This is a genomic window from Chromobacterium sp. CV08, assembly GCF_051129845.1.
In the GTDB taxonomy this organism is placed as follows: domain Bacteria; phylum Pseudomonadota; class Gammaproteobacteria; order Burkholderiales; family Chromobacteriaceae; genus Chromobacterium.
In genome coordinates, this window is the sequence record NZ_CP150453.1 from 675,170 (window position 1) to 693,208 (window position 18,039).

Sequence of the window (18,039 nt, forward strand, 5' to 3'; positions counted from 1 at the left end):
CCGGGAGGGACCGTCCGGCGGGTTCTCAGTGCAGATGCTGACGTATCTGCAGGTAGATCAGGTAGCCGGCCGACAGGATCAGCATGCCGCCCATCAGCATATTGAAGGCCCGTATCCGCGTGCGGGTGTTCAGCAGCACCGAGACCCGGTCGCCCAATACCGCCCAGGCCGCCAGCGACAGATAGCAGATCAGGAAGTAGATGACGACGAAGGCGATCAGCGGCTTGTGGCTGCTGGGGCTGGAGAACAGCACGACGCCGGAGGCGCAGGAGATCCAGGCCTTGGGATTCAGCCACTGCAGCAAAAAGCCCTGGCTGAAGGTCGGGATCGCGCGCTTGTCCAGCGAGATTTCCGGCGACGACATGGCGATCTTGTAGCCGACGTAGATGATGAAGGCCGAGCCGGCCAGCTCCAGATACATCAGGAAGCTCGGGTAGGCGCTGATCATCTGCTGGAACCAGAAGCCGACGAAGATCAGCAGCAGCGTGAAGCCTATGGTGGCGCCGGAGACGAAGGGGATGGTGCGGCGCACGCCGTGGTTGGCGCCGGAGGAGACGATCACCATGTTCACCGGGCCCGGGGAAATGGACATCGTCAGAGAGAACACCATCATCGCGATTAGCAGGTTGATCATTGTTTCTTTGTCCTATGGTTGTGCGGAATCCGTATCGATCGAATATCCATTTAACATGAAAATCGGCGGCGAGGAACTAGCAGGCCGGCGCCAGATGCTTGTCCAGGCGGCTGAAATGCCGTTCCAGCGGCGGGCGGCTGACGGCGACCGCGCGTTTTTCCGGATCTAGCCGGCTGCCCAGCCCCAGGAAGCCGGTGATCAGCGTGTCTTCGCCCAGGCCCAGCTTTTCGCGCAGCGCCGGGTTGTAGGCCCATTCGCCGGTGCGCCAGAAACAGTGATAGCCGAGCGCCTCGGCGGCGATGATCATGTTCTGGATCGACGCGCCGGCCGACAGCACCTGTTCGACCTCCGGCACCGGGGCGGTCCGGTTCACATCGAGCAGGCAGATGACGATGTGCGGCGTCGCCAGCAGCTTGCGCTCGGCCTTTTCCCTGTAGGACGCCGCGCTCAGGCCGCTGCCCTCGGGATGGGAGGAGGCGATCAGTTCGATCAGCATGGCCTTGTGTTCGGGATGGCAGACGATGAAGCGCCAGGGGCGCAGCCGCTTGTGGTCCGGCGCGGTCAGCGCGCACTGGAAGATGTCCTGCAGATCGGACGGCGGGATTTCGCCGTCCGTCAGCGGTTGGGATTTGCGTTGCAGTATCGTGTTGACGAGGCTCACCGGCGTTCTCCTGTGATGGTCAGTCGGGAATGATCACGTGGGCGTCGCCGAGCAGAAGCGACGAGCAGGACAGCACATGGCCCTGTTCCAGCACGTGTTTTTGAGGGTGCAGCTCGCCGCTGGCCAGATGCACCCGGCACGATCCGCACAAGCCCCTGCGACAGGAATTGCGGATCGGCAGCAGCATCTCCTCGATGTTTTCCAGTATCGATTTGTCCGGATCGGCGTCGGCGACGTAGTCGGTGCCGCGGAAGGTGACCCGCAGCGACAGGGACGGGGGCGTGGCGTTCATTGGAGGCTTTCGATCAGGAAGCAGGCGGCGTTGCGGTCGGCGAGCGCCAGCATGGCGGGCCGCTGCGTCGAGCAGCGGGCTTGGGCGTGCGCGCAGCGCGGGGCGAAGGCGCAGGCGGACGGTCCGATGGCCGCGGTCTGCAGCTCGCCCGGCGGCGGCGGCGCGCGTTTCGCGTCCTGCCGGCCCGGCATGCTGGCGACCAGCGCCTGGGTGTACGGATGACGCGGCGAGTCTATGACCGCGCCGGCTTCGCCGTATTCCAGCAGCTGCCCGGCGTACATCACCGCCACGTCGTCGGCGATATGGCGGACGACGGACAGGTCGTGCGAGATGAAGACGAAGGTCAGCCGCAGTCTTTGCTGCAATTCCAGCAGCAGATTGAGGATCTGCGCCTGGACAGAGATGTCCAGCGCCGACAGCGGCTCGTCCAGCACCAGGATCTCCGGCTGGCTCGCCAGGGCGCGGGCGATGCCGACCCGCTGGCGCTGTCCGCCGCTGAGCGCGCCGGGCAGCACGTGCAGGAACTGCTCGCCCAGCCCGACGGCCCGCAGCTGCTGTTCGGCGATCCGCATGCGCGCCTCGCGCGACGGTCCGCCGCGGCGGGCCAGCGCGGTGGTGACGATCTGCCAGATCGGCTTGCGCGGATTCAGCGAGGAATAGGGGTCCTGGAAGACCATCTGCACGCGGCGGTAATAGTCGCGCAGCGGGATGTCGGCGATGTCCGCGCTGTCGTTCCGTCCGGCGATGCGTATCGCGCCGGCGCTGGGCCGCTCCAGCTGCAGCAGCAGGCGGGCCAGCGTGCTCTTGCCGCTGCCGGATTCGCCGACCACGGCCAGCGTGCGGCCCTGGCGCAACGGCAGCGACACCTGGTCCAGCGCCTGGGTGTGGCCGGGACGCAGCCACGAGCCGCCGGAGCGGAAGCGCTTGGAGATCCGTTCGATTGTGATGATGTCGTGTGACATTGGGAGTCCTCAGAGATGGCAGCGGTAGGTCGCCGCGTCATGGCCGGCGCGCGGCTTCAGCGCCGGCGGCTGCGCGCAGCCGGCCTCGGCGCGCGGGCAGCGGGAGGAGAAGCGGCAGCCGGCGATGGCCTGGCCTATCGGCGGCACCGTGCCCGGTATCGTCGGCAGGACGGTCTTGGGCGGCAAGGCGTGCGTCGGACGGGCCGCCAGCAGGCCCTGGGTGTACGGGTGGGCCGGCAGGCCGGTCAGCATCGCCGCGCTGCCGGTCTCGACGATCTCGCCGGAATACATGACCTGGATGCGGTCGGTGTATTCCCCGATCACGCCGATATCGTGAGAGACCAGCAGGATGGACATGCCGCGCTGCCGGCGCGCCTCCAGCAGCAGGTCCAGTATCTGGCGCTGGATGGTGACGTCCAGCGCGGTGGTCGGCTCGTCGGCGATCAGCAGGTCGGGCCGGCAGGCCAGCGCCATCGCGATCATCGCGCGCTGCGCCATGCCGCCGGACAGCTGGTGCGGGTAGCTGGCCAGCCGCGCGCCGGGCGAGGCGATGCCCACCTGTTCCAGCAGTTCGGCGCCGCGCCGCGCGAGGCCGCGCTTGTCCAGGCCGGGCTCGGTCCGGCGCAGGGTCTCCGCCAGCTGGCTGCCTATGGTCAGCGAGGGGTTCAGCGCGCTCATCGGATTCTGGAAAATCATCGTCGCCCTGCGGCCGCGTATGGCCGGCCAGTCGCGCTTGCGCAGCGTCAGCAGATCGTGGCCGCACAGCCGGAGCCGGCTGGCCTCGACATCGGCGCCGCGCGGCAGCAGGCCCATCAACGCCAGATTGGTCACGCTCTTACCGCAGCCGGATTCGCCGACCACGCCCAGTACCTCCCCGCGTTCCAGCTGGAAGCTGATGTCGCGGATCACGGTCTTGGGGCCGTCGGCCGACGGCAGGCGGACCGTCAGGTTTTGCACGTCGATTATCATGGCTGGCCTCCCAGTTTCGGATCCAGTTTCTCCTGCAGGGCGTCGCCGAGCAGGTTGAAGGTCAGCACGGTGGCCAGGATGCACAGGCCCGGCAGCACCAAGAGATACGGGCTGGACTCGATGAAGGGCCTGGCGTCGGCCAGCATCGTCCCCCACTCGGCGAGCGGCGGCCTGGCGCCCAGGCCGAGGAAGCCCAGCGCGGCAATTTCCAGGATGGCGTCGCTGAAACCCAGCGAGGCCTGGACGATGATCGGTCCCCAGCAATTGGGCAGCACTTCCGACCACAGGATGGTGAAGCGCGACGAGCCGCAGGTGTGGGCGGCCTGCACGTATTGCTTCTTCATCTCCAGCGAGGCCACCGAGCGGACGATGCGGATGAAGCGCGGCACCGCGACCAGCGTGATGGCGACGGTCATGTTCAGCAGGCCCGGCCCGAGCACCGCCACCACCACGATGGCGAGCAGTATGCTGGGCAGGGTCATGACGATGTCGGTCAGGCGGGTGATCACGGTGTCGATCCAGCCGCCGTACACGCCGGCGAGCAGGCCGAGCAGCGAGCCGGTCAGCATCGAGACCGTCACCACGCCGAAGCCTATGCCCATCGAGCTGCGCGCGCCGTAGACCAGCCGCGCCAGCAGGTCGCGGCCCAGGTCATCGGTGCCCAGCAGCGGTCCGCCGGCCAGGCCGGGGGCGGCGCGGAGGCGGTCGCTGAGGCCGTAGGGGTCGAGGTGGACGACGAGCGGCGCGAGCAGGGCGAGGGCCATCAGCGCCAGCGTGCCGTACAACGCTATCCGTCCCGCCGCGCCGCGCCAGGAGCGGTAAGGCCAAAATGGCTGTTTTGACATGATCAGACTCGCATTCTGGGGTTGGCGACGCGGTAGAGCAGATCGACGCCGGCATTGGTCAGGATCACCAGCACGCCGATCAGCAGGATGCTGCCTTGTATGACCGGGTAGTCGCGGGCGTAGACGCTGTTGACGATGTAGCTGCCGACGCCGGGCCAGCCGAAGATGGTCTCGGTCAGGATGGCGCCGGCGATCGCCGAACTGACGAAGAACAGGCCGCCGACAGTGATCACCGGCAGCAGGGCGTTGCGCAGCGCGTGCAGCCAGATGATGCGCGGCGAGGCCAGGCCTTTGGCGTGAGCGGTGCGGATATAGTCTTCGCCCAGCACCTCGCTCATGCTGGACCGCGTCATGCGGGCGAAGACGGCGATGGGCGTCGCGGCCATCGTCAGCGCCGGCAGCAGCAGGTGGTGCAGCGCGCTGACAAAGGCGTCCAGGCCGTAGCGGGCGGTCGCCTCGGGCAGCAGCGTGTCGATCAGCATGAAGCCGGTCGCCGGGCGGATGTCGAAGGCGATGTCCAGCCGGCCGGAGACCGGCGTGACGCCCAGCATCTCCGAGAACACCAGGATCAGCACCAGGCCCAGCCAGAACACCGGCATCGAATAGCCTATCAGCGAGCCGACGGTGATCAGCTTGTCGACGACGCTGTGGCGGCGGATGGCGGCGACCACGCCGGCGGGCACGCCCACCAGCAGCGACAGCAGAATCACCGCCACGCCGAGTTCTATGGTGGCCGGCCAGCGCGCCAGCAACTCGGTCTTCACCGAGCGGCCGGAGACGATGGACGAACCGAAGTCGCCGCCGGAGGCCCGGCCGACGAAGCCGAGGTATTGCTCGAACAGCGGCCTGTCCAGGCTCAGCCGGTGCAGCGCTTCCTGGTATTGCCTGGGATCGGCGCCTCGTTCGCCTATCATCAGCAGCACCGGGTTGCCCGGCGCCAGCCGGATCACGAAGAACGCGATCAGCGTGATGCCGAGCAGGGTGCAGAGTAAGGTCCCTAACTTGATCATGCGCTCGGCTTTCAGCGGTTCTGATACGACAGGGGCGCGAAGTAGTCCATGTCGAACGGATTCACGACGAAGCCGTTCACGCGCGCGCTCAGCACGCGGTATACCTTGGAGTGCGCGATCGGGATGATGGGCTCGTCCTTGCTCAGCTGCTGCAGCGCCTGCTGGTAGAGCTTGCTGCGGACCTTGGCGTCGTCGGTGCGGCGGGCGTCGCTGATCAGCTTGTTGAACGTCGGCTGGCAGTAGCGCGAGTTGTTCGAGCCCCGGGTGACGGAGTCGCAGCTGAGCAGCGTGTACAGGAAGTTGTCCGGATCGCCGTTGTCGCCGGACCAGCCCAGCTGCACCATCTGGTGCTCGCCCCGCTTGACCTTGTCCAGATAGGTGGCCCAGTCGAACGTGGCCAGCTCGGCCTTGATGCCCACCTTGGCCAGGTCGGCCTGCATCATTTCCCCCATCTTGCGGCCGTTGGGGTTGTAGGGACGGCTGACCGGCAGCGTCCACAAGGTGGTGCTGAAGCCCTTGGCGTAGCCGGCCTGGGCCAGCAGCGCGCGCGCCTTGACCGGGTCGTAGCCATAGGTCTGGACCTTGTCGGTATAGGACCACATGGTCGGCGGGTACGGGTTGATCGCGACCTTGGCGTTGCCCAGGTAGACCGCATTGACATAGGCCTGCTTGTTCAGCGCGTAGGCGACGGCGCGGCGCACCAGCACATTGTTGAACGGCGGCTTCTCGACGTTCATCGCCAGGTAGCCGATGTTCATGCTGTCCTGCTCGCTGAGCCGCAATTCCCGGTTGCCGCGGATGATCTGCAGGTCGGCGGGAGACGGCGACACCGCGATCTGGCATTCGCCCTTCTTCATTTTCTGCAGCCGCACGCTGGCGTCGGGGGTGATCGCGAACACCAGATTGCGGATCTTGGGCTTCGCGCCCCAGTATTGCGGATTCGCGGCGTAGCGTATCGTGCTGTCCTTCAGATAGCTGCTGAAGGCGTACGGACCGGTGCCGACCGGCAGGATGTCGATATCGGCCGGGCGGCCCGCCTTCTGCAGGCGACCGCCGTACTCGGCGGACAGGATGGACATGAAGGGCATGGCCAGATCGGTCAGGAACGGGGCCTCCGGCCGGGTCAGCACGATGCGCACGCTGTAGTCGTCTATCTTGCCGACCGAGGCGATCAGCTTGTCCATGCCCATGCCCTGGAAGTACTGGTAGTTGCCGCCGCCGACCGCGTGGAACGGATGGTCGGCCTTCAGTTGGCGGTTGAACGAGAACAGCACGTCGTCGGCATTGAAGTCGCGGCTGGGCGTGAAGAAGGCGGTCTTGTGGAATTTGACGCCGCGGCGCAGCTTGAAGACATAGGTCTTCTGGTCGGCGGACACGGTCCAGCTTTCCGCCAGCGCCGGCGCGACGCGGGCGCTGCCGGGGGCGAAGTCCACCAGGCGGTCGTACAGCGTGGTCGTGGTGGCGTTGCGGGCGGTGCCGGACAGCGTGATCTGCGGGTTCAGCGACTCGGGGCTGCCCTCGGAGCAATACACCAGGGTGTCGTCGGCCGGCGCCGCGTGCGACAGTTGCGGAGCGGCGCCGAGCAGCGCCGCCAGCAGGGGAGCGATTTTCTTGTTCATTTTGCGTGGTGTCCGGATGGTGGCGGTAAAGGCCGGGCGGCGGCGGTGGGGCCGCGCCCGGCGTCGCGGATGCGCGGGCTTAGGACCAGAGGCCCAGGCTGCCGTCCTGCTTCAGTCCGATGAAGGAGGTCTGGGAGATGCGGTGGCCGTCGGTATTGCCCAGGATCTCGTGGAAGTTCTGCGTGTTGAACAGGATCAGGTCGCCCACTTTCGGACGGATGCGCAGGTGGTCCTCGCGTTCCAGCACCTCGTAGGGGAAGTAGTACTCGCCCGGCACCTTCATGTGATCGTTGGCGGCGGTGTGGATGGTGTCGTAGATCACCAGTTCGCCGCCGGTGTTCAGCATGCTGTAGTAGATGTTCCAGGTCATCTGGCGGCTGATCTCGGTGACGGACCAAGGCTGCTTGATGTGGCTGGGCGCGTGGTCGGCGTGCAGGCGGCCGTGGCCGCGGAAGCTGCGGAAGGCGCCGGCGAAATACTGGCCGAAGCCCGGTTCCTCGAACAGGCCGACCGAGCGGCCGGTCTGGGCGAGCGCGTCGATGACCATCGCCACCGGATCGATGTTCAGGCTGTCGTAGATCTCGTCTATCACTTGCTGGGCCTGATCCTTCTTGTCGAAGTAGATCGGTTTTTCCGAATGGGCCCATTGGTTGTGGCACAGGCCGATGTGATGGACCGGGATGTCCTTCAGATGGTCGTAGTTGTCGAAGGCCGTCTCGCGCAGCCGCTGCGCCACCCGCTCACAGGTCTCGGCCGGGATGAAGTTCTCGACGATGATGCCGGGGATCTTGAAATCCAGCAGCAGGTTCAGGTTTTCTTCGGTCAGTGCGCACAGTTCGTTGCGAATCCAGTTGCCCATGATGCGATGCCTCGTTGATGGTGATTGAATGGTTTTGCCGCCGCCGTCCGGCGGCGGCTTCAGTTTGATGAAAATGCCGGGGCCGGCGATTTGTAGCTGGCGACGGCCAGGCCGATGATCAGCAGGTAGGCGGTCATCAGCGTCCCTATCATCAGCGGGTAGTCATGGCCCAGGTGGTCGAGCAGCATGCCGACCGCGGTCGACAGCACGCTGGCGCACAGGCAGCCCACGGCGAAGGAGATGCCGAATACCGAGCCCAGCTGTCCCTTGGGGGCGAAGGCCACGATGCCGCTGAAACCCATCATCCAGACGAACTCGAACACGATGATCATCAGGGTGAACAGCGCGGCGCTGGCCAGCGGCTGCCGCACGCAGACGGTGGCGACGTACAGTCCGGCCGCCAGCAGCGACAGTCCGGCGGTCAGCAGCTGGGTCTGCCCGAAGGGACGTTCGAACAGCCGGTATTTCTTGCAGAAGAACGAGAACGACGACGAGCCGGCGATGATGGCGGCGCTCGCCAGGATGTAGGACGCCGACACCGCCCCGGATCCCAGACCCAGTTTCTGGATCGGGAAGATCGGCTGCAGGGTGCTGTAGGTCCCCTGGAAGAAGGTCGCGGTCAGCGGCGGCAGCAGGGCGCAGATGAACAGGCGGCGGTCGCCGTTCAGCGCGTCGCGGTACTCCTTGATGCGGATGCCGAGCGTGCGCCGCTGCGGGCTGCCGGTGTCGCCGAGTTCTTCTATGCTGCGGGTCAGGAAGACCAGCAGCGCCGATACCACGAAGGTGACGGCGTCTATCGCCACGACCAGACGGATGTCGATCTTGTTGGCGACGAAGACGCCGAGCACCGCGGCCAGTCCGATGCCGACGTGATAGCTCGACTGCAGGAAGGACGCGTAGTGCGTCGCCTTCTCCTTGGGAAACAGCACGCGGCTGGCGACGGTCTTGTTGATCCGGTTGACGTGGTCGACCAGCCCGCGAACCAGCAGCAGGCCCGCTACCGCCAGATACTCGCCCTGCGAGACGAAGAGCAGGACGGGCAAGGTCATCACCGCCGACACCATGTCGAGCAGATACCACCGCGTCCGCGGGTTCATGCCGTGGTCCCAGTCGCTGCGGTACAGCACCACCAGCAGCGCCGGCAGCCATTGCAGCGAAATGAAGATCGACGTCATCAGCCCCGATTGCGTCTTGGCGTAGACGGTCACGGCGAGCACGATGTGCAGCAGCACGGAACCGGCCGACGAAATGGTGAAGGCGGATGTGCTTAGCAGTAGGTTAAGCCTGCCCCTGTTGAGCTGGATCATGTGGGCGCCTTTATCCGATGACGGTCTGTGCTGCTACGAAGTCGATGGCGCGGGCGGCGTTCAGCTTGGCCTCCTGTTGATCCTTGCCGGTGCACATGACCTGCACGATCCAGCTGTAATTGGAGTTCAGCTCCTGCAATTCGTCGCCGACCTCGTGGTGCAGCCAGACTTCCTGCACGCCGGCGCGGAGCTTGATGTCCTCCGTCGACGGCATGCTGCGGATGACGCCGGTCTGCGGGCTGACGAAGCATTTCCATGCCGCGCCCTGCTTGAAGCGGTACAGCGGCTGACGTTGCTCCAGCGTGCCCAGGCAGAGGTCGACATAGTCGCCGACGATGGAGCGGGCGGTGGACAGGTCCAGCATGATGGAGTGGCCGCTGCCGCCGACGCGGGTGTTGACCTCGACCAGGTGCGGGCCGCTGTCGGTCATGATGATCTCGACGTGGGAGGCGCCGAAGTCGTAGCCTATGGCGTCCAGCGCGGCGCAGGCCATCGCCGCGGCGGCGTCGCGGTCGGCATCGTGCCAGGGGAAGGAGGCGCCGATCTCGATGCTGTCCTTGATCACGTCCCGGTCGGCGACGCCGACCACCTGATGCTGGCCGGCGGCGGTGGTCAGGATTTCCACGCTGACCAGATGGCCGTCCAGATAGTCCTCGGCGACGAAGGCGGGCGAGATCCAGTCTTCCCGGATGCCGGCCAGTTCCTCGACGATGCGCCCGATGTCGGCGCGCTCGCGGCAGATGACGGCGCCGATGCTGGAGTGTCCCTGCAGCGGCTTCAGGAAGCAGGGGAAGTTCAGCTTGTCCTGCCGTGCCGGCAGGTCCCCGATGGTGTCCAGGCGCTCGCACTTCACAGTGTCGGCGCCTTTTTCCAGCAAGGTCTGGCGGAAGCGGAACTTGTCCTGGGCAATGGCGACCGCGTCGGGATTGCTGCCGCGCAGGCCGAGGGCGCGGCACAGGCGGGCGGCGACCTGGGTGCGGATTTCGGCGAAGGTCAGCAGCGCGTCCACGGCGCCTACCTGTTGCTTCAGCGCCGTCAGCACCTCGTCGAAATCGTTGGAGTCGTTGACGGAGACGATCTGGTCCGCCAGGTCCAGCTTGTACAGGCAGGAGGCCGGAAACCATTTACGGAAGCGATCGAAGCTGTCGGTGACGAGCACGGCGCGGTAGCCCCTGGTCTTGCAGTAGAGGAGCGCGTCCAGGCCGCTGAAATTGGTTTCGATGAATACTACGGTCTTCATGCTGATGGTCTTTCTGGGCAAAGCCATCCCCGCCGCCCCCGGCTTGCGGGGCGGTGGCGGCGAGTATGGGGAAGGATTAGGCGCAGGCGCGCAGGTCGGCTTCCAGATTGATCAGGCGCGAGCACTGATCCCAGAAGCGGTGCCAGAAATCGATGCCTTCGTCGAAGGACTGCTGGAATTCCTGGCGTTGGGCGTCGGTCGTGCAGAAACGGAGGAAGTTGGCGACGGAGTGGCGGATGTGCTCGGTCTCGTCGGCCCGGTGGATCTTGAAGAACGGGGTGGCGGACAGGATGTCGGCGCAGCTGTCGTCGTGGCACAGGTTCTCGAACAGAACCTCGATGTTTTCTTCGGCGATGATTTCGAAGCTCATCAGCAGGCCGACGATGCCGTACTGGCTGGTGGTGTTGACCAGCGTCCGGTCCAGCACCTGGAGGATTTCCTTGATCGACGAGCCGGAGGCGTTGGGGATGACCTGCACGCCGACCTCGTTGATCGCCTCCAGGAACAGCTTGGAGTGGATGTAGTTCTTGTCGCGGCCGCCCAGCTCGTCGTAGGCGATCTGGATCAGATGGTGCTGGCGTTCCGGATCGTCGGTCTGCGCGACGGCCTTGGTGATGAAGGTCGGAACGTAACAGGTGAAGTCGTACCAGGCGGTGGCCATGGTGTCGGCGGAAATCAGCGAGCGCTTGCTTTTCAGCGTGGCCTTGATATTGGCGAATACATTGCGCTTGTTCGCTTCGGCCATGAAGTGATTGGTCCAGAACACGACTTCCGGATGATCGTAGTCGTATTCCGCTTCCGGAATCAGATAGCGGGGAGCATTGACGGCTTTTTTGTCTATGGTGATGGCTTGTTGAGTCATGGTCGAATTGCTTTTCAGGATAAAGTCGAGGTGGCTAAATCAACGCAATAAACCAAGATCGCCGGTCAATTGCGTTACGGTCTTCTTATCGCCAAACAGCGCGAGTCCGAAATATTCGATTTGCTCTTCGGGGCCCTGCTTCAGGACCGCGGCGTACTCTTCATAAGAGCGGGTGGTGCGAGTGGCGCTGATGACGTCGATCACCAATAGTTCTGGTTCGAACTCTTTCAGCTTGGCGCGCATGCTTTTCAACAGCTCGCCATTGCCTTTCAATATCGGAATCCCGATGGTGGTAATGCCTTGGTGCAGGTGCCCGGCGCTATCCGGCAAATCATGGCCTATCATTTCCGGGCGCAGTTTTCCGATGCTGGCGCCGAGTACCGCCGCCGTATTGGCGATTACGCCCAGCGGAAGGCTGCCATCAACAATCAGTACGCACTTTTTGTCTTGCATTTTTCTGTCCCTTCTTTGCTTAGGCGGTTATTTACACGGGAAAGCATCGTGCCTATTCATACTAGCGACATGGCACTGGCTTATGAATAGCAATATCTCTAACTGCGCTTTTAGATAAAACCGGGCCAATTGAGACAGTTTTGAACAATATATTGGATACATTCGGCGGCGCCGCTTCGGCGGGCCGCGGGGAGGGAGGGGCTGACAAGAAAAAGAGGCCCGAGCGGGCCTCCTGGTCGACGATATCGGTCGGCGCGGCTCAGTAGCCGATGTTCTTCACCGCCTGCGGTCCCAGCCGCTGGCACAGCTGCATCAGGTAGAGGCTGTCCGGGCCGACGCGCACATTGGCCGAATCGACGGTTCCCAGCTTGGGCGGCACCGGCACGCCCTGCGCGTCCGGCACATCGGGCGTCAGCGCGCCGCTGGTGCCTATCGTCCAGTTGGTGGCGCCCGGCGGCGCGGCGACGGCCAGTTGATCCGCCCTGGCATTCCACACCACGCCCCAGCCCATGCTCCAGCCGTGGCCGCTGCCGTCGGCGCCGCGGTTGCCCAGCGCGATCGCGCCGGCGATGTCGGCGTTGTCGACCAAGAGGCCGGTGGCCCAGCGCTGGTGCGGTTCGATATTGCCGCAGGCCTCGGCGCGGCCGCTGAAGTTCAGCAGCACATTGGGGCCGCCGGCCTGTGCCTGGGTGGCGTAGTAGAACGACTTCTTGCTGCCGTTGGACGCGCTGCGGTCCACCAGCACCTGGCTGCCGGCGATGCTGAACTCGAATTCCTTGGCGCCGGAGCAGTCGACATTGTTGTGGTCGTGGTTCAACACCACTTTCTCCAGCGTCAGCCGCCGTCCCTGCTTGCCGACCACGACGCCGCCGGTGAAGTTGTGCGCCTGGATGTCGTCTAGCCAGCCGTCGTTCAGATTGTCCAGCGTGGCGACGCCATAGTCGGTGCCGCTGCCGCGCGGCTGGCCCTCCAGCGCCAGGTGCTCGGCGCCGATCCGGCCGGCGATGCCGCTGGCTGCGTATTTCTGCACGCTGCCGCCGTTGCCTCCCAGATAACCGCTGTCGAAGGAGTCGGACAGCGGCGCGTTCAGCGTCAGCGCCTTGCCGTCGACGGCGACGACGCTGCGCAGCCAGGTTTCGTTGTTGTTGCCGGCGTTGATCCAGGTCTGCGGCTTGCCGTCGCGGACCAGCTGGTCCATGTCCATGAAGTGTATCCACTCGGCGCTGGCGCGGCGGCGTATCATCACCGCGTCGCCGGGCTGGAAGCCGGATGCGTCGGATACGTGGACCACGTTGGCGCCGGACGGCAGATAGCCGTCGGCGATGGCGGCGGCGGAGCCGACCGGCGTCAGGCTGGCGCTCGCGCCGCCCAGGCTCAGCATGACATGGCCGGCGCCTTGCGCTTTCAGCACGGTGCCGCCGGCGCCGGAACCGCTGCCGCGCAGCACCACGCCGTCGTTGGCGACGACGATGGGCGCATCGAGCAGGAAGGTGCCGGGGGCCAGCAGCACCGCGCCGCGTACGCCGTTCACCGCCGGCAAGGCCGCCACTTTGGCGATGGCGGCCTGGATGTTGGCGAGGTCGTCCGCCGCCTTGCCGCTGGGCTTGACCGTCGCCTTGACCGGCGCCGCCGGCAGCGCGACGCCGCCGCCCATATAGCCGGCGCTGGAGAAGTCCATGATGTGGTCGCCGTTGCCGTTCAACGGCGCGTAGGCGAGGCCGCCCCGGCCGTCGTCCTTCACCCAGCGGCTGCGCGCGGCTGTATTGCCCCACAGCGACTGGCAGGACTGGGCGAAGGCGTCGTGGCGGACGGACGGGAGCGGGGCGGCCGAGGCGGCCTGGCCGGCGAGGGCGGCGGCGAGGAGCGGCGCCAGCCGCTTGATCGTGTGGTTCATTGCTGAGGGTTTCCTGTTTGCGTTGAATGGAAAGCGAAGGCGCCGCCGGTCGGGCCGGTCCGGTTTATTTTCATGGCATATTGATAGCACGCCGTCCGTGTAAACGTCTGTTACGGAATGGCCGGCGCATGTAACGGCCGGCCTTGAATTCAGGACGAAAAAAAGCCCCGGCCACAAGGGCGCGGGGCAAGCTGGTGAAACGGGGAGGGAGACGCTCAGTGGGCCTGGCTGGTGTCGGCGACGCGGCCCGGCTTCGGCGCCAGCCAGATCGCGCAGGCGGCGACGACGAAGGACAGGCCGGCCAGCCAGAAGATCTGGTTGGTCGACAGCATGATGCTCTGCGCCTGCAGCGTCTGCTCGATCACGCCCCAGGCCGTGGCGTCGGACAGGCCGCCGGCGCTCAGCGCGCGCAGCGCGTCGCCGCCGCCGTCGACGATGCCGACCAGCTCGGCGTGGTTGTAATTGGCCTTGTCGTCCCAGGCGGTGGTGACCAGCGAGGTGGCGAAGGCGCCGGACAGCGTGCGCATGAAGCTCATCAGCCCGGCGGCCGAGGCCATTTCCTCCGGCTCCACGCTGGACAGCGCCAGCCCGGTCAGCGGCACGAAGAAGAAGGGCATGCCCAGCCCCTGGAACAGCAGCGGCAGCGCCACCTGCCAGAAACCCATGTCGGTGGTGGAGAAGCTGCGGTACAGCGTGACGCAGCCCAGCCACATCACGCCGCAGAACACCAGTCGGCGCGGGTCCAGCCGGGTCGACAACTTGGCCGCGACGGGCGCCGCCATCACCGCCAGGATGCCGCTCATCGCCGTCGCGTATCCGGCCTGGGTGGCGGTGTAGCCCATATAGGTCTGCAGCCATTGGGGCGTCAGCACGGTGGCGCCGAAGAACGATCCGAACGCCAGCGAGATCGTCAGCACGCTGGCCCAGAAGCCGCGATGGCGGAACACCCTGAGGTTGACGATGGGCTGGGCCTCGGTCAGCTCCCAGATCAGGAAGGCGGCGAAGCCGATGACCGCGGCGATGGCCAGGCCGACGATGATGGGCGAACCGAACCAGTCCAGCTCCTTGCCCTTGTCCAGCATCAGTTGCAGCGCGGCCACCCACACCATCAGCAGCGCGAGGCCGACCACGTCTATCGGCAGCTTGAACACCTGGCTCTGGTAGCGCTTCAGCAGCTTCCAGCCGACGAAGCCGCAGCCCAGCGCGATCGGCACGTTGATGTAGAAGATCCACGGCCAGCTGACCTGGTCGCACAGCGTGCCGCCCAGTATCGGGCCCATGATGGGCGCCACCAGCGTGGTCATGCTCCACAGGCCTATCGCCGCGCCGGCCTTTTGCTTGGGGAAGATCTGCAGCAGCAGCGTCTGCGACATCGGCATCAGCGGGCCGCCGGCCAGGCCCTGCAGCACGCGGAACAGCACCAGCGTCTCCAGCGAACCGGCCAGGCCGCACAGCATCGAGAACAGGCCGAACAGCAGCATCGAGCCGACGAAGAGCCGCACGGTGCCGAAGCGCGCCGCCAGCCAGCCGGTCAGCGGCACGATGATGGCCTCGGCCACCGCGTAGGAAGTAATGACGTAGGTGCCCTGGCTGGACGACACCGCCAGGCCGCCGGCGATATTGGGCACCGACACGTTGGCGATGGTGGTGTCCAGCACCACCATGAAGTTGGCGGCCGCCAGCACCAGCGCCGCCAGCCACAGCATATTGCCGGTCAGCGCTTGCTGGACGCCGCCGGCCGAGGGATTCGCGCTGGACATGGCGGCCTCACTCGCTGACGTCGACGGTGGCTTCCATCGACAGGCCCACCTGCAGCGGATGGGCCTTCAATTCCGCCGGGTCCAGCGCGACGCGCACCGGCAGCCGCTGCACCACCTTGATCCAGTTGCCGGTGGCGTTCTGCGCCGGAATCATCGCGAAGGCGGCGCCGGAGCCGCCGGACAGGCCGGCGACCTTGCCGTGGTAGACCACCTTGCCGCCGTACAGGTCGGCGGTCAGCTCCACCGGTTGGCCGACGCGTACCTTGTTCAGCTGGACTTCCTTGAAGTTGGCGTCGACGTGGGCGTTCTGCAGCGGCACCACCGACATCAGCGGCGTGCCGGACTGGACGCGCTGGCCGATCTGGGCCTGGCGCTTGGCCACCACGCCGTCGACCTGGGCGCGGATCACCGTGCGCGCGAGGTCCAGCCTGGCCTGGTCGCGTTTGGCGCGCGCCAGCGCCACTTCGGGATTGTCGTCTACCGTGGTGTCGGCGGTCAGCGTCCGGTTGGCCTTCAGGCTGCCGACGGCGGCGCGGTAATTGGCCTCGCTCTGGCGGCGGGCGGCCTCGGCGGCTTTCAGATTGGCCTGCGCGGTGGCGTAGGCGTTCTGCGCGTTGCTCAATTCCTCGCCGGACACCGAGCCGTTCTTGGCCAGCGCCTGGCGGCGCTGCAGGTCGAGTTTCGCGCGCTCCAGGTCGGCGCGGGCCGAGGCCAGCTGGGCCGCCGAGCGGGCTTCGTCGGCGCTGCGCGCCTGGGCCTGGGCCGACAGGCCCTCGTCGTTGGCGAAGTAGCCCTTCACCCGACGCTCGGCGCGGGCGAGGTCGGCCTCGGCCTGGGCCAGCGCGAGGCGGGCGTCGCTGTCGTTCAGCACCACCAGCACGTCGCCGGCCTTGACCGGCTGGGTGTCGACGACCCTGACCTCCTTGACGGTGCCGGCCACTTCGGGCGTGACCTGGGCGATCTCGGCGGCGACATAGGCGTTGTCGGTGCTGACGCGGTGCGAGCCGACCAGCATCCAGTAGCCGCCGTAGGCCGCGGCCGCCGCGGCGACGGCGCCGAACAGCAGCGTGAACAGTTTCTTGCGTTGCAGCGGATGGCCGGCGGCGGCGGGCGCCGCGGAGGCTGGCAGCGTTTGTGCGTTTTCGCTCATGGTGGGGATTCCTTGATGTGGGTTTGCCGGCGGCCTCAGCGGGCGGCTTCGGTGTGTTGGTAACCGCCGCCCAGCGCCTTGATCAGCGCGACGTCCAGCGAGAAGCGGCGGGTTTGCAGATCGGCCAGCGCGCGGCGGCTGGCGATGACGCCGTCTTCCGCCGTCAGCACGTCCAGATAGTTGGCGAGGCCGCCCTGGTAGCGGTCCCGGCTGACGCGGTAGGCCTCGTCGGCGGCGCTGAGCGCCGCCTGGCGCTGTTCCAGTTGCGGCGTCAACGCGGCCTGGCTGGCGACGGCGTCGGCCACTTCGCGCAAGGCCTGGCCCAGCGTGGCGTCGTAGCTGGCGACGGCGGCGTCGTAGTCGCCGCGCGCCGCGCGATACTGGCCCCGCAGCTGGCCGCCGCGGAAGATGGGCAGATTGATCGCCGGGCCGACGCCGGCTATGCCGGAACCGGCCTTGTCGAACAGGCCCAGCCCCAGCGACTGGGCGCCGACGAAGGCGGTGAGGTTGACGTTGGGGTAGAACTGGGCCTCGGCGACGTCGATGCGGCGGGCCGCGGCCTCGGCGCGGAGGCGGGCTGCGGCCAGATCCGGTCGGCGGCCCAGCAGCTCGGCCGCCAGCGTGGCCGGGAGCTTCTGCTCGCGAAACAGGCCGGCGGCCGGGCGGGCGATGGCCAGGCCGCGGTCCGGTCCGGCGCCTATCAGCGCCGCCAGGCTGTGGCGCTGCAGCGCGATGCCCTCGTCGGCGGCGGCCAGGTCGGCGCGGGCGGCGGCCTCGCGCGATTCGGCCTGGCGCACGCTGCCCAGCGTCTCCATGCCCTGGCTTTGGCGTTCGCGCATCAGCGCCGCGGTGTGGACGCGCACGTCCAGAGCCTGGGCGGCGGCGTCGCGCTCGGCGAACAGCCGCGCCAGATCGGCGTAGCCGGCGGCCAGCGAGGCGGTCAGCAGCAGCCTGGCCTGGGCCGCGTCGGCGCGGGCGGCGGTCAGCTCCGACGTCGCGGCGGCGACCGAGGCGCGGTTCTTGCCCCAGAAGTCCAGCTCGTAGCTGAAATCCAGCGTCGCGCGGGCGCTGTTGGCGAAACCGGACGGCACCGGCATCCCGTTGTTGTAGCTCTGCTTGGCGCGGCTCATCGAGGCGTTCAGGTCCACGCCGGGCAGCCGGGCGGCGCCGGCCTGCTCGGCCAGGCCCTCGGCGCGTTCGACGCGGGCGCGGGCGGCGGCGAGGTCGGGCGCCTGGCTCAGCGCCTCGTCCATCAGCCGGTTCAGTTGCGTATCCCGGTATTTCAGCCACCATTGGCCGTCGGTCCATTGATCGCCGGCAACGGGCAGGCTCTGCGTATTCTGGTATTGTTGCAGCGGTTTGATCTGCGGCGCCGGGCCCATGTCGGGCAGCGCGGCGCAGCCGCCCAGCAGCGCCAGCGACGCTGCCAGGCCGGCGGCCGGCAGCGGGCGCCAGCGGAAATATACGGTTCTCATCGTCTCTGTCCCATTGCGATTTGATTTAACTGTACGGTACGGTATAG

General features: G+C 66.6%; 17 protein-coding genes. All 17 read right to left on the bottom strand.

Going from position 1 to position 18,039, the window contains the following annotated elements:
* Positions 1-25: 25 nt before the first annotated feature.
* On the bottom strand, positions 26-634 hold the full coding sequence (locus tag WNM05_RS03275) for a LysE family translocator (protein WP_434632524.1): 609 nt from the start codon (positions 632-634) through the stop codon (positions 26-28).
* A gap of 76 nt (positions 635-710) precedes the next feature.
* Entirely contained in the window at positions 711-1,295 is a 585-nt protein-coding gene (locus tag WNM05_RS03280; protein WP_434632525.1) for a nitroreductase family protein, read from the bottom strand.
* Between the two features lie 19 nt (positions 1,296-1,314).
* Complete coding sequence (locus WNM05_RS03285; RefSeq protein ID WP_434632527.1) at positions 1,315-1,587, bottom strand: 2Fe-2S iron-sulfur cluster-binding protein; 273 nt, start codon at positions 1,585-1,587, stop codon at positions 1,315-1,317.
* Positions 1,584-2,549, bottom strand: coding sequence for an oligopeptide/dipeptide ABC transporter ATP-binding protein (locus WNM05_RS03290; protein ID WP_434632529.1), 966 nt, complete (start codon positions 2,547-2,549; stop codon positions 1,584-1,586). The genes WNM05_RS03285 and WNM05_RS03290 overlap by 4 nt, the downstream gene beginning before the upstream one ends.
* Before the next feature lie 9 nt (positions 2,550-2,558).
* The gene (locus tag WNM05_RS03295) at positions 2,559-3,518 is read right to left on the bottom strand and encodes an ABC transporter ATP-binding protein (protein WP_434632531.1); all 960 of its coding nucleotides are present in this window, start codon (positions 3,516-3,518) and stop codon (positions 2,559-2,561) included.
* Entirely contained in the window at positions 3,515-4,363 is an 849-nt protein-coding gene (locus tag WNM05_RS03300; RefSeq protein WP_434632533.1) for an ABC transporter permease, read from the bottom strand. Before WNM05_RS03300 ends, WNM05_RS03295 begins: the two co-directional genes overlap by 4 nt.
* 2 nt (positions 4,364-4,365) lie before the next feature.
* Positions 4,366-5,373 carry an ABC transporter permease gene (locus WNM05_RS03305; protein ID WP_434632534.1) on the bottom strand — a complete coding sequence of 336 codons (1,008 nt, stop codon included), beginning with the start codon at positions 5,371-5,373 and terminating at the stop codon, positions 4,366-4,368.
* A gap of 11 nt (positions 5,374-5,384) precedes the next feature.
* Positions 5,385-6,992: an ABC transporter substrate-binding protein gene (locus tag WNM05_RS03310; RefSeq protein WP_434632535.1), complete on the bottom strand. Its 1,608-nt coding sequence runs from the start codon at positions 6,990-6,992 to the stop codon at positions 5,385-5,387.
* A 79-nt stretch (positions 6,993-7,071) separates the two neighbouring features.
* Positions 7,072-7,851 (bottom strand): 2OG-Fe(II)-dependent halogenase WelO5 family protein, encoded by a 780-nt coding sequence (locus tag WNM05_RS03315; protein ID WP_434632537.1) that lies wholly within the window; start codon positions 7,849-7,851, stop codon positions 7,072-7,074.
* Positions 7,852-7,910: 59 nt separating this feature from the next.
* Positions 7,911-9,158 (bottom strand): MFS transporter, encoded by a 1,248-nt coding sequence (locus WNM05_RS03320; protein WP_434632539.1) that lies wholly within the window; start codon positions 9,156-9,158, stop codon positions 7,911-7,913.
* A 10-nt stretch (positions 9,159-9,168) separates the two neighbouring features.
* A complete protein-coding gene (locus tag WNM05_RS03325; protein ID WP_434632540.1) occupies positions 9,169-10,398 on the bottom strand; it encodes an ATP-grasp domain-containing protein in 1,230 nt (409 codons plus the stop codon).
* A gap of 76 nt (positions 10,399-10,474) precedes the next feature.
* Positions 10,475-11,260, bottom strand: a complete 786-nt coding sequence (locus WNM05_RS03330) for an iron-containing redox enzyme family protein (protein ID WP_434632542.1) — start codon at positions 11,258-11,260, stop codon at positions 10,475-10,477.
* A gap of 39 nt (positions 11,261-11,299) precedes the next feature.
* Positions 11,300-11,713 carry a DUF2000 domain-containing protein gene (locus tag WNM05_RS03335; protein WP_434632544.1) on the bottom strand — a complete coding sequence of 138 codons (414 nt, stop codon included), beginning with the start codon at positions 11,711-11,713 and terminating at the stop codon, positions 11,300-11,302.
* A gap of 259 nt (positions 11,714-11,972) precedes the next feature.
* Positions 11,973-13,607: a hypothetical protein gene (locus WNM05_RS03340; protein ID WP_434632545.1), complete on the bottom strand. Its 1,635-nt coding sequence runs from the start codon at positions 13,605-13,607 to the stop codon at positions 11,973-11,975.
* Between the two features lie 215 nt (positions 13,608-13,822).
* Positions 13,823-15,367, bottom strand: coding sequence for a DHA2 family efflux MFS transporter permease subunit (locus tag WNM05_RS03345; protein ID WP_434632546.1), 1,545 nt, complete (start codon positions 15,365-15,367; stop codon positions 13,823-13,825).
* 7 nt (positions 15,368-15,374) lie between these two features.
* The gene (locus WNM05_RS03350; RefSeq protein ID WP_434632547.1) at positions 15,375-16,517 is read right to left on the bottom strand and encodes an HlyD family efflux transporter periplasmic adaptor subunit; all 1,143 of its coding nucleotides are present in this window, start codon (positions 16,515-16,517) and stop codon (positions 15,375-15,377) included.
* 35 nt (positions 16,518-16,552) lie between these two features.
* Complete coding sequence (locus tag WNM05_RS03355) at positions 16,553-17,992, bottom strand: efflux transporter outer membrane subunit (RefSeq protein ID WP_434632548.1); 1,440 nt, start codon at positions 17,990-17,992, stop codon at positions 16,553-16,555.
* Positions 17,993-18,039 lie beyond the last annotated feature (47 nt).

Coding starts and splice junctions, on each gene's coding strand:
- WNM05_RS03275 (WP_434632524.1), bottom strand. CDS start 634: ATGATCAACCTGCTAATCGCGATGATGGTGTTCTCTCTGACGATGTCC.
- WNM05_RS03285 (WP_434632527.1), bottom strand. CDS start 1,587: ATGAACGCCACGCCCCCGTCCCTGTCGCTGCGGGTCACCTTCCGCGGC.
- WNM05_RS03290 (WP_434632529.1), bottom strand. CDS start 2,549: ATGTCACACGACATCATCACAATCGAACGGATCTCCAAGCGCTTCCGC.
- WNM05_RS03295 (WP_434632531.1), bottom strand. CDS start 3,518: ATGATAATCGACGTGCAAAACCTGACGGTCCGCCTGCCGTCGGCCGAC.
- WNM05_RS03300 (WP_434632533.1), bottom strand. CDS start 4,363: ATGTCAAAACAGCCATTTTGGCCTTACCGCTCCTGGCGCGGCGCGGCG.
- WNM05_RS03305 (WP_434632534.1), bottom strand. CDS start 5,373: ATGATCAAGTTAGGGACCTTACTCTGCACCCTGCTCGGCATCACGCTG.
- WNM05_RS03310 (WP_434632535.1), bottom strand. CDS start 6,992: ATGAACAAGAAAATCGCTCCCCTGCTGGCGGCGCTGCTCGGCGCCGCT.
- WNM05_RS03315 (WP_434632537.1), bottom strand. CDS start 7,851: ATGGGCAACTGGATTCGCAACGAACTGTGCGCACTGACCGAAGAAAAC.
- WNM05_RS03320 (WP_434632539.1), bottom strand. CDS start 9,158: ATGATCCAGCTCAACAGGGGCAGGCTTAACCTACTGCTAAGCACATCC.
- WNM05_RS03325 (WP_434632540.1), bottom strand. CDS start 10,398: ATGAAGACCGTAGTATTCATCGAAACCAATTTCAGCGGCCTGGACGCG.
- WNM05_RS03330 (WP_434632542.1), bottom strand. CDS start 11,260: ATGACTCAACAAGCCATCACCATAGACAAAAAAGCCGTCAATGCTCCC.
- WNM05_RS03335 (WP_434632544.1), bottom strand. CDS start 11,713: ATGCAAGACAAAAAGTGCGTACTGATTGTTGATGGCAGCCTTCCGCTG.
- WNM05_RS03340 (WP_434632545.1), bottom strand. CDS start 13,607: ATGAACCACACGATCAAGCGGCTGGCGCCGCTCCTCGCCGCCGCCCTC.
- WNM05_RS03345 (WP_434632546.1), bottom strand. CDS start 15,367: ATGTCCAGCGCGAATCCCTCGGCCGGCGGCGTCCAGCAAGCGCTGACC.
- WNM05_RS03350 (WP_434632547.1), bottom strand. CDS start 16,517: ATGAGCGAAAACGCACAAACGCTGCCAGCCTCCGCGGCGCCCGCCGCC.
- WNM05_RS03355 (WP_434632548.1), bottom strand. CDS start 17,992: ATGAGAACCGTATATTTCCGCTGGCGCCCGCTGCCGGCCGCCGGCCTG.